Source organism: Isoptericola maris, from assembly GCF_048065335.1.
Taxonomy (GTDB): Bacteria; Actinomycetota; Actinomycetes; order Actinomycetales; family Cellulomonadaceae; genus Isoptericola; species Isoptericola rhizosphaerae.
Genome location: NZ_JBLUNY010000007.1, coordinates 69,611 through 83,847 on the forward strand (window position 1 = coordinate 69,611; position 14,237 = coordinate 83,847).

12 protein-coding genes and 1 tRNA gene are annotated in these 14,237 nt (G+C 73.3%); 12 read left to right on the plus strand and 1 reads right to left on the minus strand.

Annotation, left to right across the window (positions count from 1 at the left end; translation table 11 throughout):
• Positions 1–164: 164 nt before the first annotated feature.
• Positions 165–237: transfer RNA gene (locus ACH5HR_RS11605), tRNA-Arg, on the minus strand.
• A gap of 130 nt (positions 238–367) precedes the next feature.
• On the opposite strand from ACH5HR_RS11605, the gene argS reads away from it, so the two are divergent.
• The 12 genes from argS to ACH5HR_RS11665 all read left to right on the plus strand — a co-directional run bounded on the left by argS (position 368) and on the right by ACH5HR_RS11665 (position 14,138).
• Complete coding sequence (gene argS, locus ACH5HR_RS11610; protein ID WP_402375761.1) at positions 368–2,053, plus strand: arginine--tRNA ligase; 1,686 nt, start codon at positions 368–370, stop codon at positions 2,051–2,053.
• On the plus strand, positions 2,050–3,480 hold the full coding sequence (lysA, locus tag ACH5HR_RS11615; RefSeq protein WP_416477975.1) for a diaminopimelate decarboxylase: 1,431 nt from the start codon (positions 2,050–2,052) through the stop codon (positions 3,478–3,480). The genes argS and lysA overlap by 4 nt, the downstream gene beginning before the upstream one ends.
• Before the next feature lie 134 nt (positions 3,481–3,614).
• Complete coding sequence (locus tag ACH5HR_RS11620; protein ID WP_402375909.1) at positions 3,615–4,994, plus strand: homoserine dehydrogenase; 1,380 nt, start codon at positions 3,615–3,617, stop codon at positions 4,992–4,994.
• 2 nt (positions 4,995–4,996) lie between these two features.
• Complete coding sequence (thrC, locus tag ACH5HR_RS11625; RefSeq protein ID WP_402375757.1) at positions 4,997–6,103, plus strand: threonine synthase; 1,107 nt, start codon at positions 4,997–4,999, stop codon at positions 6,101–6,103.
• A 1-nt stretch (position 6,104) separates the two neighbouring features.
• Complete coding sequence (gene thrB, locus ACH5HR_RS11630) at positions 6,105–7,046, plus strand: homoserine kinase (protein WP_416477976.1); 942 nt, start codon at positions 6,105–6,107, stop codon at positions 7,044–7,046.
• A gap of 306 nt (positions 7,047–7,352) precedes the next feature.
• Positions 7,353–9,266, plus strand: coding sequence for a transcription termination factor Rho (rho, locus tag ACH5HR_RS11635; protein WP_416478076.1), 1,914 nt, complete (start codon positions 7,353–7,355; stop codon positions 9,264–9,266).
• Positions 9,267–9,384: 118 nt separating this feature from the next.
• Positions 9,385–9,591, plus strand: a complete 207-nt coding sequence (rpmE, locus tag ACH5HR_RS11640) for a 50S ribosomal protein L31 (protein WP_106268919.1) — start codon at positions 9,385–9,387, stop codon at positions 9,589–9,591.
• 158 nt (positions 9,592–9,749) lie between these two features.
• On the plus strand, positions 9,750–10,841 hold the full coding sequence (prfA, locus tag ACH5HR_RS11645; RefSeq protein ID WP_402375753.1) for a peptide chain release factor 1: 1,092 nt from the start codon (positions 9,750–9,752) through the stop codon (positions 10,839–10,841).
• Positions 10,834–11,808 (plus strand): peptide chain release factor N(5)-glutamine methyltransferase, encoded by a 975-nt coding sequence (gene prmC / locus ACH5HR_RS11650; RefSeq protein ID WP_416477977.1) that lies wholly within the window; start codon positions 10,834–10,836, stop codon positions 11,806–11,808. Before prfA ends, prmC begins: the two co-directional genes overlap by 8 nt.
• Positions 11,809–11,813: 5 nt before the next feature.
• Entirely contained in the window at positions 11,814–12,476 is a 663-nt protein-coding gene (locus ACH5HR_RS11655) for an L-threonylcarbamoyladenylate synthase (protein ID WP_416478078.1), read from the plus strand.
• Entirely contained in the window at positions 12,473–13,696 is a 1,224-nt protein-coding gene (locus ACH5HR_RS11660) for a glycosyltransferase family 4 protein (RefSeq protein WP_402375750.1), read from the plus strand. Before ACH5HR_RS11655 ends, ACH5HR_RS11660 begins: the two co-directional genes overlap by 4 nt.
• On the plus strand, positions 13,662–14,138 hold the full coding sequence (locus ACH5HR_RS11665) for a Cg1360 family ATP-synthase-associated protein (RefSeq protein WP_402375748.1): 477 nt from the start codon (positions 13,662–13,664) through the stop codon (positions 14,136–14,138). Before ACH5HR_RS11660 ends, ACH5HR_RS11665 begins: the two co-directional genes overlap by 35 nt.
• Positions 14,139–14,237: the final 99 nt, after the last annotated feature.

Below are 14,237 nucleotides of genomic sequence, written 5' to 3' on the forward strand. Positions count from 1 at the left end.
GGAACCACGCGTCGTCGTCGTCGTCGACTGCTGCCTGGAACCTAACGTGTGGGTGCGACGGCGTCCAAGCGGACGTGGCAGGCGCGTCGTAAAGACGTCGTGACGACGCCGGTGGGGACGAGGAAGGCCCGCACCGTGGGTGCACGGTACGGGCCTCGAGACGGTGCGCCTGGAGGGACTCGAACCCCCGACCTTCTGCTCCGGAGGCAGACGCTCTATCCACTGAGCTACAGGCGCGGGTACCGGACGGTTCGCACGAGGCGACCCTTCGGCACGGTGACCGAGACTATCACCGCGGATGTGCAGGTCGGAAACAGGACCGTGGGACGGGAGCCGGTCGCCGTCGCCGGGCCGATAGAATCCCCCGGTGACACCCGACGAGCTCTCGCAAGCACTCAGCACCGCCCTCGCCTCGGCCGTGGCCGACGGCGCCCTCGCGCTCCCTGCCGACGCGGTCCCGGCGTCGGTGCACGTCGAGCGACCCCGTCAGCGCGAGCACGGGGACTGGGCGACGAACGTGGCGCTGCAGCTCGCGAAGAAGGCGGGAACGTCGCCGCGGGCCCTCGCGGAGGAGCTCGCGGGCCGTCTCGGTGCCACGCCGGGCATCCAGGCCGTCCACGTCGCCGGTCCCGGGTTCCTCAACATCACGCTCGACGCGGCCGCGGCCGGCGAGCTCGCCCGCACGATCGTCGAGACGGGCGCCGCTTACGGGCGCGGCGACTCCGAGGCCGGCAAGCGGGTCAACCTGGAGTTCGTCTCCGCGAACCCGACCGGGCCCATCCACATCGGCGGCGTGCGGTGGGCCGCCGTCGGCGACTCGCTGGCCCGGGTGCTCGAGGCCAGCGGTGCCGAGGTGGCGCGCGAGTACTACTTCAACGACCACGGCGCGCAGATCGACCGCTTCGCGCGGTCGCTGCTGGCCCGGGCGCGTGGCGCGGCGGCGCCCGAGGACGGCTACGGCGGGCAGTACATCTCCGAGATCGCGGACGCGGTGATCGCCGACGCGCTGGCCGCGGGCGAGCCGGACCCGCGCGAGCTGCCCGACGTCGAGGCCCAGGAGGTCTTCCGGGCCCGCGGCGTCGACCGCATGTTCACCGAGATCAAGGCGTCGCTGCACGACTTCGGCGTGGACTTCGACGTGTACTTCCACGAGGACTCCCTCCACGAGTCCGGCGCCGTCGACCGCGCGGTCGCCCGGCTGCGGGACGCCGGCCGGATGTTCGAGAAGGACGGCGCCACGTGGCTGCGCACCACCGAGTTCGGGGACGACAAGGACCGGGTGGTCCTCAAGTCGGACGGCGAGGCCGCCTACATCGCCGGTGACATCGCCTACTACCTCGACAAGCGCGAGCGCGGGTTCGACGAGGTCATCATCATGCTCGGCGCGGACCACCACGGGTACGTCGGCCGGATGATGGCGGTGTGCGCCGCGTTCGGCGACACGCCGGGCACCAACCTGCAGCTCCTCATCGGCCAGATGGTCAACCTCGTGAAGGACGGCCAGCCCGTCCGGATGTCCAAGCGCGCCGGGACCGTGGTCACGCTGGAGGACCTGGTCGACGCCGTCGGGGTCGACGCGGCCCGCTACTCGCTCGCGCGGTCGTCGGTCGACTCCACCATCGACCTCGACCTGGACCTGCTCACCCGCGCCACGAACGAGAACCCGGTCTACTACGTGCAGTACGCGCACTCGCGGACCTGCGCGGTGGACCGCAACGCGGCCGACCGCGCGGTGTCGCGGCAGGACGGGTTCGACCCGTCGCTCCTGGACCACGCGACCGAGGCGGCGCTGCTCGGCCGCCTGACCGAGTTCCCGCGGATCGTCGCGCAGGCGGCCGAGCTCCGTGAGCCGCACCGGGTCGCGCGGTACCTCGAGGCGCTCGCCGGTGACTACCACACGTGGTACCAGCAGAAGGACCGCCGCGTCCTGCCCTACCCGGACGAGGCGGTCCAGGACGTCCACCGCACCCGTCTGTGGCTGAACGACGCGGTGCGCCAGGTGCTGGCCAACGGCCTCGCCCTGCTCGGCGTGACCGCGCCGGAGCGGATGTGAGCGCCGTGCCGACCGGGCAGCAGGCGCTGCCGACGGGCGGGCCGGGCGCCGCCGGCGAACCGTGGTCCGCGGGCGTGCGGCGTCGCCAGGACGGCGAGGTCGAGGTCGCCGGCGTCCCGGTGAGCGAGCTCGCGTCCGAGCACGGGACCCCGGCCTACGTGCTGGACGAGGCCGACTTCCGTGCCCGTGCCCGGGCGTACCGGACGGCGTTCGAGGCCGCCTTCGGGGAGGTCGGTGCCGGCGTCGACGTCTACTACGCCGGCAAGGCGCTGCTGACCGTCGCCGTCGCGCGCTGGGCCACGCAGGAGGGCCTGCGGGTGGACACCGCCTCGGGCGGCGAGCTCGCGGTGGCGCTGCGGGCCGGCGTCCCGGGCTCCGCGATCGGGCTGCACGGCAACAACAAGTCCGACGCCGAGATCCTCGCCGCGCTCGACGCCGGGGTGGGCCGGCTCATCGTCGACTCGTTCGTCGAGATCGACCGCGTGGCCGAGCTGGCGGCGTCGCGCGGCGTCACCGCCCCGGTCATGGTGCGGGTCACCACGGGCGTGCACGCGGGCGGCCACGAGTACATCTCGACGGCTCACGAGGACCAGAAGTTCGGGCTCTCGGTCAACCCGGCGTCCGACGGCGGCACCTCGCCGGCGCTCGCGGCCCTCGAGGCCGTCGTGGCCCGGCCCGAGCTGGAGCTGCTGGGCATCCACTCGCACATCGGTTCGCAGATCCTCGACGCCTCGGGCTTCGAGGCGGCGGCGCGGGTGGTGCTGCAGCTGCGCGCCGACCTGGCGGGCCGGACCGGGGTGCTCGTCGACGAGGTCGACCTCGGCGGCGGGTACGGCATCGCCTACCTGCCGGGCGAGGAGGCGCTGGAGCCGGCCCCGGTGGCCCGCTCGGTGGCTCGTGCTGTCGCCACGGCCTCCCGGGAGCTGGGCACGTCCCTGCCGCGGTTCTCGATCGAGCCGGGGCGGGCGGTGGTCGGGCCCGCGGGGCTGACCCTGTACACGGTCGGGACGGTCAAGCCGGTGGCGGTCACGGCCCCGGCCGAGGGCGCACCGGAGGGTGCCACGTTCACCCGCCTGTACGTCTCCGTGGACGGCGGCATGAGCGACAACATCCGCCCGGCCCTCTACGGCGCCGACTACCACGCGGAGATCGTGGGCCGGGAGTCGACCGCCGCGCCGGTGCTGTCCCGTGTGGTCGGCAAGCACTGCGAGAGCGGTGACGTCGTCGTCCACGAGGTGATGCTGCCGGGTGACGTCCAGGCCGGCGACCTGCTCGCGGTGGCGGCCACGGGCGCCTACGGCCGGTCGATGGCCTCGAACTACAACGGCCTGACGCGCCCGCCCGTGGTGGCCGTGGCGGACGGCGCCTCCCGCGTCATGGTCCGCCGGGAGACCCTCGAGGATCTCCTCGGGCTCGACCTCGGCTGACGGCGCCGCCGACGACCCCGCGCGCGCGGCCCCACCATGCGGGACGGTGGGGCCGCCGTCCGCCGGGCGTGGCTATCCTGAGCCACGTCCTTCCCGTTCTCGACCAAGGTGGTTTCGTGCCTGCTGCAGCTGACCTGCCCACCGTGCCCGCGTCGTCGGGCCCTTCGCGGTCCGAGGTGCGGCCCCTGCGGGTCGCGCTGCTCGGCTGCGGCGTGGTGGGGACCGAGGTGGCGCGCGGGCTGCTGGAGAACTCCACCGAGCTCGCCGCGCGCGCCGGTGCGCCGCTGGAGGTCGTCGGCATCGCGGTCCGCGACGCCTCGCGGCAGCGGGAGGGCATCCCCGCCGGGCTGCTCACCGAGGACGCCGAAGGGCTGGTGGCCGAGGCCGACGTCGTCGTCGAGCTGATGGGCGGCATCGAGCCGGCGCGCACCCTGATCCTGCGTGCCCTCGCCCAGGGCGCCAGCGTGGTCACCGCGAACAAGCAGCTCCTCGCCGAGCAGGGACCGGTCCTGTTCGAGGCGGCGGACGCCGCCCGGGCCGACCTCTCCTTCGAGGCGGCCGTGGCCGGCGCCATCCCGATCGTGCGGCCCGTGCGCGAGTCGCTCGCCGGCGACCAGGTCCAGCGCGTCCTGGGCATCGTCAACGGCACCACGAACTACGTCCTGGACGAGATGACCACCCAGGGACTCGATCTCGAGGACGTGGTCAAGCGGGCACAGGAGCTGGGGTACGCCGAGGCGGACCCGACCGCCGACGTCGACGGGTTCGACGCCGCGGCGAAGGCCGCCATCCTCGCCTCCCTGGCGTTCCACACGCGCGTCTCGATCCACCAGGTCGCGCGTGAGGGGATCCGAGGCATCACCCGCGACGACGTCGACTGGGCCCGCCGGACCGGCTACGTGCTCAAGCTGCTCGCCATCGCGGAGCGGACGTCGGAGGGCGTGGCGGCCCGTGTCCACCCGGCGCTCGTGCCGACGGACCACCCCTTGGCGGCCGTGCGCGGCGCGTTCAACGCCGTCTTCGTGGAGGCCGAGTCGGCCGGTCCGCTGATGTTCTACGGGCAGGGTGCCGGTGGCAGGCCGACGTCGTCGGCGGTGCTCGGCGACCTGGTGTCCGCGGCGCGGGACCGGCTGGTGGGCGGCAAGGGGCCTCGTGAGTCGGCGTACGCCTCGCTGCCGGTCCTGGCGGCCGACGCTGCCGTGACGAGGTACCAGGTACGCCTGGAGGTGGCGGACCGCACGGGCGTGCTCGCCCAGGTGGCCGGGGTCCTCGCCGACCACGGGGTCTCCATCGACACCGTCCGCCAGAGTGAGGCGCTGACCGCGTCCTTCGAGGCGGAGCCCGCCTCGGAGCCGGCGGCGGAGGTCGAGCCCGAGGAGACCGAGCCGGTCGCTCGTCTGGTCATCACGACCCACGCGGCGCGCGAGGCGTCGCTGGCCGCGACGGTCGCGGCCCTGGACGGGCTCGATCCCGTCCGTCAGATCACGTCCGTCCTGCGAGTCGAGGGAGTCTGAGAATGCCGGCACACCAGTGGCGGGGTGTCATCACCGAGTACGCCGACCGCCTGCCGGCCCACGTCACCGAGAAGATCGTCACCCTGGGGGAGGGCGGCACCCCGCTCGTCGAGGCCCCCGCGCTCTCGCAGCGCACGGGTGCCGAGGTGTACGTCAAGGTCGAGGGCATGAACCCGACGGGCTCCTTCAAGGACCGCGGCATGACGACGGCGATGTCGGCGGCGGCCGGCCGCGGCGCGAAGGTGGTGGTGTGCGCCTCGACGGGCAACACCTCGGCGTCGGCGGCCGCGTACGCGACCCGAGCGGGCATGACCTGCGCCGTGCTCGTCCCCGAGGGCAAGATCGCGATGGGCAAGCTCAGCCAGGCGATCGCGCACGGTGCTCGGCTGCTCCAGGTCGACGGAAACTTCGACGACTGCCTCGTCGTCGCGCGCAAGCTGGCCGAGGCCTACCCGGTCGAGCTGGTGAACTCCGTGAACCCGGACCGTATCGAGGGCCAGAAGACGGGTGCGTTCGAGGTGGTCGACGCGCTCGGCGACGCCCCGGACGTCCACGCGCTGCCCGTGGGCAACGCCGGCAACATCACGGCGTACTGGAAGGGCTACCGCGAGTACGCGGGCATCGTCACCAGCGAGCACGGCCCGGGCTCGGCCCCGCAGGCCGTCGCCACGCGCACACCGGCGATGTGGGGCTTCCAGGCGGAGGGTGCGGCGCCGATCGTCAAGGGCCATCCCGTCGACCCCGAGACCGTCGCGACCGCGATCCGGATCGGGAACCCGGCTTCGTGGGCCCAGGCGGAGGCCGCGCGCGACGACTCCGGCGGCGTCATCGAGGCCGTCTCGGACGCGGAGATCCTCGCGGCGCACCGACTGCTCTCGGCCGACGTCGGGGTGTTCGTCGAGCCCGCCTCGGCGGCCGGCGTGGCCGGGGTCCTTTCCCGTGCGGAGCGAGGTCTGGTGCCGGCCGGTGCCCGCATCGTGATCACGGTGACGGGGCACGGCCTGAAGGACCCGCAGTGGGCGCTGCGCACGCTCGACGGTGAAGAGGTGGCCCCGACCCGCGTGTCGGCCGACGTCGTGTCCGTCGCGGACGCGCTCGGGCTGGAGTGACATGAGGCTCGGTGCCGACCACGTCCTGGTCCGGGTCCCCGCCACGAGCGCGAACCTGGGTCCCGGCTTCGACGCGATGGGACTCGCGCTCGGCCTGCACGACGAGATCGAGGTGCAGCTCGTCGCGAGCGACGAGGTCCGCGTCGAGGTCGTGGGGGAGGGCGCCGGCGCGGTGCCCGACGGCGCCGACCACCTCGTGGTGCGCGCCCTGCAGCACACGCTGGAGCTGGCCGGTGCGCCGCTGACGGGCGTCCATCTGCGGTGCACGAACCGGATCCCGCACGGCCGCGGCCTGGGATCGTCCGCGGCGGCCGTCGTCTCGGGGATCGTGGCTGCGCGGGGTCTCCTCGCCGACCCGCAGGCGCTGGACGCCCGGACGATGCTCGGTGTCGCCACACAGTTCGAGGGGCACCCCGACAACGCCGCCCCGGCGCTACGAGGCGGTGTCACGCTGGCCTGGTCCGGGGTGGACGGGCCGCGAGCGGTGGACCTGGAGCTCGACCCGCGGATCCGGGCGACGGTGCTCGTCCCGGACGTACAGCTGGCCACCAGCCGCGCCCGGGGTGTGCTTCCCGAGCAGGTGCCGCACGCCGATGCGGCGTTCACCGCCGGACGCGCCGCGCTGCTGGTCGAGGCGCTCGCGCGCCGCCCCGAGCTGCTGCTGGACGCGACGGAGGACCGGCTGCACCAGGACTACCGGGCGGAGGTCATGGCCGCCACGGCGGAGCTCGTCCGTTCGGTGCGTGCCGCCGGGCTGGCGGCGACCGTCTCGGGGGCCGGGCCGACGGTGCTCGTGCTCACGGCCGTCGGGCAGGAGTCGGAGCTCGAGTCCGTCCTCGGGGATCTCCTGGGTGACCCGCACGGGGGAGCCGGCTGGCACGTCGGCCATCCGGCGATCGACACGACGGGCACGACGTGTCGTAGCGTCCCGCATGGGTGGTAGCATGAAGCAAGCCTTCAGCATCGACCACGACGGCACCCACCCCCTCTGCGCCGCGCTCACGCGCGCATCGTCGCAGTCCGAGGTGTGTCAGGGCGCGGCGGCAGCCGTATCGTCACCGACGTCCCGTGCAGGAGGCCGACAGCAACCCCGTCAGCCGACGTCGTCGTACCACTGACGTGAGGTTCCGCGTCCAGGCGCCCCCTGCGCCCGGGCGCCCACCACCCCGGTCCGAGCGGATGAAACCGCCGGACCGCATACGAGGGGGAAGGGTCCTTCGTGACGAACACCACCGACAACCTGAGCTCGATGAAGCTTGCCGAGCTCCAGGCACTGGCGTCCCAGATGGGCGTCAAGGGGACGAGCCGCATGCGCAAGGGCGACCTTGCCGAGACCATCCGCGCCAGGCGCGGGGGCGCGTCCGGCTCGCAGCCCACGACCGAGAAGGCTCCCGCGCAGCAGCGCGGCGCCGCCGCGGTCGAGACCGCCCCGGCCGTCGAGCGGGCCTCGTCCGCCGCTCCGGTCGCCGCCGCGTCCACCGGGACGCCGACGGTGCGCACCGACGCACCGGCCGAGTCCGGGCAGCGCCGCCGACGCGCCACGCGCCCGACCGGCTCCTCGGCCGACGCCGGGGCCGACCGCTCCGGCGGCGCGTCCGGCGAGAGCGGTGCGGACCGGGAGGCGCGCCTCGCCGAGCTCGCCGACGCCGTCGCTGCGCCCCGTGAGCGGGAACAGCGCCAGCGAGGCAACCAGGGCAGCCAGGGGGGACAGGCCGGCCAGGGCAACCAGGGTGGTCAGACCCAGAGCGCCAGGGGCTCCGACCAGGGCGGGGACTCCGAGGACCGCAACCAGGGCGGTCAGGGCGACCGCCAGCGCGGCGGCGACCAGCAGGACCGCAACGGCTCGCGCCGTCGTCGGGGCCGGGACCGCGGCCGTGACCGCAAGCGCAACCGCGGCGGCCAGGGCGGCGGCCGCGGCGGCAACGGCCCCGACCTGGGACCCGAGGAGGTCGAGGTCCGCGAGGACGACGTCCTGGTCCCCGTCGCGGGCATCCTCGACATCCTCGACAACTACGCCTTCGTGCGCACGAGCGGCTACCTGCCCGGCCCGAAGGACGTCTACGTCTCCCTCAACCAGGTCCGCAAGTCGGGTCTGCGCCGGGGTGACGCCGTCGTCGGGGCGATCCGTCAGCCGCGCGAGGGCGAGGAGCCGCCCAGCGGCGGCACCCAGACCGGCAAGAACGTGCGCAGCAAGTTCGCGGCGCTCGTGCGGCTCGACTCCGTGAACGGCATGACGCCCGACGAGGCGCGGCAGCGCTCGGAGTTCAACAAGCTGACGCCGCTGTACCCGCAGGACCGGCTCCGCCTGGAGAACCCCGAGGCGACCCGGCTCACGCCGCGCGTGATCGACATCGTCGCCCCGATCGGCAAGGGCCAGCGTGGTCTCATCGTCTCGCCGCCCAAGGCCGGCAAGACGATCATCATGCAGCAGATCGCCAACGCGATCACCGCGAACAACCCCGAGGTCCACCTCATGGTGGTGCTCGTGGACGAGCGGCCCGAAGAGGTCACCGACATGGAGCGGACGGTCAAGGGCGAGGTCATCGCCTCGACGTTCGACCGTCCGGCCTCGGACCACACGATCGTCGCCGAGCTGGCCATCGAGCGCGCCAAGCGCCTCGTCGAGCTGGGCCAGGACGTCGTCGTGCTGCTCGACTCCATCACCCGCCTGTCGCGCGCCTACAACCTGGCCGCGCCGGCGTCGGGCCGCATCCTCTCCGGTGGTGTGGACGCCGCGGCGCTCTACCCGCCGAAGAAGTTCTTCGGCGCCGCCCGGAACATCGAGGAGGGCGGCTCGCTGACCATCCTCGGTTCCGCGCTGGTCGAGACGGGCTCGAAGATGGACGAGGTGATCTTCGAGGAGTTCAAGGGCACGGGCAACATGGAGCTGCGCCTGTCCCGCAACCTCGCGGACAAGCGGATCTTCCCGGCCGTGGACGTCAACGCGTCGGGCACGCGCCGCGAGGAGATCCTGCTGTCGAAGGACGAGCTCGGGATCGTCTACAAGCTGCGGCGCGTCATGGGCGCGCTGGACCAGCAGCAGGCGATCGAGCTCCTGCTCGGGCAGCTCCGCAAGACCAAGACCAACGTCGAGTTCCTCCTGCACGTGCAGAAGACGACGCCGGCGGGCCTCTCGGACGGGGACCCGGGCGAGACCATCTGACGTCACAGCGGAGAACATTCCAGGCGCGCACGCGTTCTGGCACAATGGTTCGTCGGCTGTCCGGTTCACGGCTCGCTGTCCTGCGAGGCGACCCGGCGGCATCACACCAAGGAGCATCATGAAGTCCGGAATCCACCCCGAGTACGTCGTCACCGAGGTGACCTGTACCTGTGGCAACACGTTCACGACCCGCAGCACCGAGAAGTCGGGCAAGATCGCGGCGGACGTGTGCAGCGCCTGCCACCCGTTCTACACGGGCAAGCAGAAGATCCTGGACACCGGTGGCCGCGTCGCCCGGTTCCAGGCCCGCTACGGCAAGAAGTAGCACCTCCGCAGCGCCGGTGGTCCGCCCGACAACCTCTCCAGGGGCAGTCGGACGTCGGGCCACCGGCGCTGTCGTGTCTCCCCACCGTCCGTCGGGGGCAAGGGGATCTGCGGACCGACGTCGACGGCCTGCGCGATCCATGAGAGAGAAGAGCTGACGTGACCGAAGACTTCGCGGTGGCGGAGCCCCTGCTCGCCGAGCACGCCGAGATCGAGGGCGAGCTGGCGGACCCGGCGGTGCACGCGGACGCCGGCCGGGCCCGCACGCTCGGGCGACGGTACGCGGAGCTCAACCGGGTCGTGGGTGCGTACCGAACGTGGCAGGCTGCGCGCGACGACGCGGAGACGGCCGCCGAGCTGGCCCGGGACGACGCGACGTTCGCCGCCGAGCTGCCCGCCATGCGGTCGGCCCTGGACGACGCCGCCGAGCACCTGCGGCGGGTGCTCGTCCCGCGCGACCCGGACGACGGCCGCGACGTCATCCTCGAGATCAAGGCGGGGGAGGGCGGCGACGAGTCGGCACTCTTCGCCGGCGACCTGTTGCGCATGTACCTGCGGTACGCCGAGCGGCACGGTTGGAGCACCCAGGTGCTCGAGGCCACCGACACCGAGCTCGGCGGGTACAAGGACGTCCAGGTCGCGATCAAGTCCAAGGGCACGCCTCAGGATCCGGGCGACGGCGTCTGGGCCCACCTCAAGTACGAGGGTGGCGTGCACCGGGTCCAGCGGGTACCCGTCACCGAGTCGCAGGGCCGCATCCACACCTCGGCCGCCGGTGTGCTCGTCTTCCCGGAGGTCGACGACCCGGGCGAGGTCGAGATCGACACGAACGATCTGCGCATCGACGTGTACCGGTCCTCCGGCCCGGGCGGCCAGTCCGTGAACACGACCGACTCCGCGGTGCGCATCACCCACCTGCCCACCGGCATCGTGGTGTCGATGCAGAACGAGAAGTCGCAGCTCCAGAACAAGGAGCAGGCGATGCGCGTGCTCCGGGCGCGGCTGCTCGCCGCGCAGCAGGAGGCGGCGGCCGCGGCGGCGGCCGACATCCGGCGTTCCCAGATCCGGACCGTCGACCGGTCGGAGCGGATCCGCACCTACAACTTCCCGGAGAACCGGATCGCGGACCACCGCACCGGCTACAAGGCGTACAACCTCGACCACGTGCTGGCGGGGGACCTGGACCCGGTGGTGCAGTCGGCGATCGACGCCGACGAGGCGGCCCGGCTGGCCGCGGCCGGCGATGCCTGACCGCGTGACTGTGCCGGGTGCTGCCGCCCTGCTGCGCGCGGCGACCGCGACGCTCGCCGACGCGGCGGTGCCGTCGCCCCGGGTGGACGCCGAGGTCCTGCTCGCCCACGTGCTCGGCGTGGACCGCGGCGAGGTGCGACGCCTCGCCCTGCTGGACACCCCGGTCGCGAACACCGTGCCCGACGGCGGTGCCCCGGACGACGGCGCCGTCACCGATCGCTTCGCCCGCCTCGTGGCGCGCCGCGTCCGCCGCGAGCCGCTGCAGCACCTCACCGGGTCGGCCGCGTTCCGGCACCTCGAGCTCGCGGTGGGGCCGGGTGTCTTCGTGCCTCGCCCGGAGACGGAGGAGGTCGCCCAGGTGGCGATCGACGCCGCGGCCCGCGCTGTCGCCGACCGGGGCAGCGCCGTCGTCGTCGACCTGTGCACCGGTTCGGGTGCGATCGCGCTGTCCGTCGCGACGGAGGTCCCGGGGGCGGTCGTGCACGCCGTGGAGCTCGACGCCGCCGCTCACAGGTGGGCGGCGCGCAACGTCGAGACGGTCACGTCCGCCGGGGCCGCCGTCGTGCACCTGGTGCGGGGCGACGCCCGGACGGCCCTGACGGAGCTCGACGGGACCGCCGACGTCGTGGTCTCCAACCCGCCGTACGTACCGCCGGGCGCCGTGCCGCACGACCCGGAGGTCGCCGACCACGACCCGGCGGTGGCGCTCTACGGGCTGGGCGACGACGGGCTCGAGGTGCCCCGCGGGGTGACGGCGGCAGCCGTGCGGCTCCTGCGACCCGGTGGCCTCTACGTCATGGAGCACGCCGAGGTGCAGGCCGAGGCGGCTCGCGCGACCGCCGCCCGTGCGGGGCTGGTGGACGCGGTCACCCGACCGGACCTCGCCGGACGGCCTCGGATGGTCGTCGCGCGGCGACCGACGCGTGCACGGGACGCCCTACGAACCGTGACAGACTGGGACGTGTGAGCAGCGTGCACGACGTCACCGACGCGAACACCTGGGGACCCGGCATCGACGAGGCGGTCAACGCGATCTCCCGCGGCGGACTCGTGGTCCTCCCGACCGACACCGTCTACGGCATCGGGGCCGACGCCTTCGACGCCGCCGCGGTCGCCGCGCTTCTGGCGGCCAAGGGGCGGGGGCGCCAGATGCCGCCGCCGGTGCTCGTGCCGGACGCGCGCACCCTGGACGGGCTGGCGACCGAGGTGCCCGACGCGGCGCGGGCTCTCGTCGAGGCCTTCTGGCCCGGCGGCTTCACCATCATCCTGCGTGCCCAGCCCTCCCTGCAGTGGGACCTGGGGGAGACGCACGGGACCGTGGCCCTGCGCATGCCCGACCACGAGGCCGCGCTGGCGCTGCTGCGTCGCACCGGACCGCTCGCCGTCTCCAGCGCGAACCGCACCGGTCAGGCCGCGGCGCGCGAGGCGGGCGACGCCGTCGAGCAGCTCGGGGACGCCGTCCGCTGCTACCTCGACGGGGGGACCGCGCCCGGTGGTGTGGCGTCCACCATCGTGGACGCGACGGGCGAGCACCTGCGCGTCGCGCGCGACGGCGCCGTGTCCCTGGAGCAGCTCCGTGAGGTCGCGCCCGTGCTGGGCGTCGGCGAGGAGACGAGCGAGGTGCCGGCCGGGTGAGGGCCTACCTCCTGGTCATGCTCATCGCCGCGGCGGTGACGTACCTGGCCACCCCCGGAGCGCGGTGGGTCGCCAACAAGACGAACGCCATCTCCGCCGTCCGCGCGCGCGACGTCCACGTGCTGCCGACGCCGCGCCTCGGTGGCCTGGCGATGCTGCTGGGGATCGTCGTCGCCGTGCTGGTCGCCGGGCAGATGCCGTTCCTCGACGGGGTGGCGGAAGAGCCGCAGGTGCTCGGCATCCTCGGGGGAGCGGTCATCGTCTGCCTGCTCGGGTGGGCCGACGACGTCTGGGACCTCGACTGGATGACCAAGCTGGCCGGCCAGGTGCTCGCCGCCGGCTTCATGGCGTTCAACCAGGTCCAGCTCACGTCGCTGCCGACTCCCGGCGGGCTCACCATCCCGTCGGCCAGGCTGTCGCTGTTCGTCACCGTGCTGGTGGTGGTCGTGGCGATGAACGCCGTGAACTTCGTCGACGGGCTCGACGGGCTGGCGGCCGGGATCGTGGCGATCGGCGGCTCCGCGTTCTTCCTGTACACCTACTCGCTCACGACGCAGGCGAGCCCCACGGACTTCTCGAGCCTCGCGGCCATGATGACGGCCGTGCTGGTCGGCGTCTGTCTCGGCTTCCTGCCGCACAACTTCTACCCGTCGCACATCTTCATGGGCGACTCGGGCTCGATGGTGCTCGGGCTGGTCCTCGCCGGTGCGGCGATCTCGGTGACCGGTCGGATCGACCCGACGATCACCGACGCGCTGTCCGGGGCCCAGCGTGCGCCGCTGTTCATCCCCCTGCTGCTGCCGCTCGCGGTCGCGATGCTGCCGCTGCTCGACATGACGATGGCCGTGGTGCGGCGGCTCGCCGCGGGCAAGTCGCCCATGGCCCCGGACCGGATGCACCTGCACCACCGGATGCTGGCCCTCGGGCACTCGCACCGCCGTGCCGTGCTGATCCTGTACGTCTGGACGGCGGTGTTCGCGTTCGGCGCGTCCGCGTTCGTCCGCTGGCGCTGGCAGGTGGTCCTCGTCTGGTTGCTCGTCGCCGTCGTCGTCGCCCTGCTGCTGACGCTCGGACCGCTGCGCACCAGGGGTCGCTTCCTGGACGACGACGTCGCCTCCGGTGCGTTGCCGACAGCGCAGGTAGCCGCCCCGCCCCCCGTGAAACCGCAGTCGAAGGAGTCGGACCATGACCGCACAGCCACCCGCCCCGGACAACCCTGACGAGCCGGCCGGGGCTCCGGGCCGCTCGTTCGACGAGGTCCAGGCCGGCGAGCGCGCCATGCTGCGCCGCGCGATGCGGTGGACGCTCGTCCTCGTGGGGGCGCTCGTGGTGCTGGGCTCTGCCGTCGGTGTGCTCGTCGCGGGGACCGAAGGGCTCTGGGGTGCTCTCGTCGGAGCCGCGCTCGCCGCGCTCTTCTGCGCCACGACCGTCTGGTCGATGCAGCGCACGGTGGGCAAGCCCCCCACGGTGATGGCTGGCGTGGTCATGGGGACCTGGCTGGCCAAGATCGTCGTGCTGGTCGTCGTCCTGGCCGTGCTGCGGGGTGCCGACTTCTACGACCCGTACGTGCTCTTCGTGGTGCTGGCGATCGGGGCGATCGGTTCCGCGCTGCTCGACTACCTGGCGGTCAAGGGTGCGCGGATGCCCTACGTCCAGCCCTGACCCCGTGCCCCGGCCGCCCGCGCGGCCCGCCGGTCGGACGCGAGAAAGTGCGGTCGTTCACAAGGCGCAGGATTGCAGCCTCGGATCGTCGTGGATGTG

Coding starts and splice junctions, on each gene's coding strand:
- thrC (WP_402375757.1), top strand. CDS start 4,997: ATGCCGGCACACCAGTGGCGGGGTGTCATCACCGAGTACGCCGACCGC.
- thrB (WP_416477976.1), top strand. CDS start 6,105: ATGAGGCTCGGTGCCGACCACGTCCTGGTCCGGGTCCCCGCCACGAGC.
- rho (WP_416478076.1), top strand. CDS start 7,353: ATGAAGCTTGCCGAGCTCCAGGCACTGGCGTCCCAGATGGGCGTCAAG.
- rpmE (WP_106268919.1), top strand. CDS start 9,385: ATGAAGTCCGGAATCCACCCCGAGTACGTCGTCACCGAGGTGACCTGT.
- prmC (WP_416477977.1), top strand. CDS start 10,834: ATGCCTGACCGCGTGACTGTGCCGGGTGCTGCCGCCCTGCTGCGCGCG.
- ACH5HR_RS11665 (WP_402375748.1), top strand. CDS start 13,662: ATGACCGCACAGCCACCCGCCCCGGACAACCCTGACGAGCCGGCCGGG.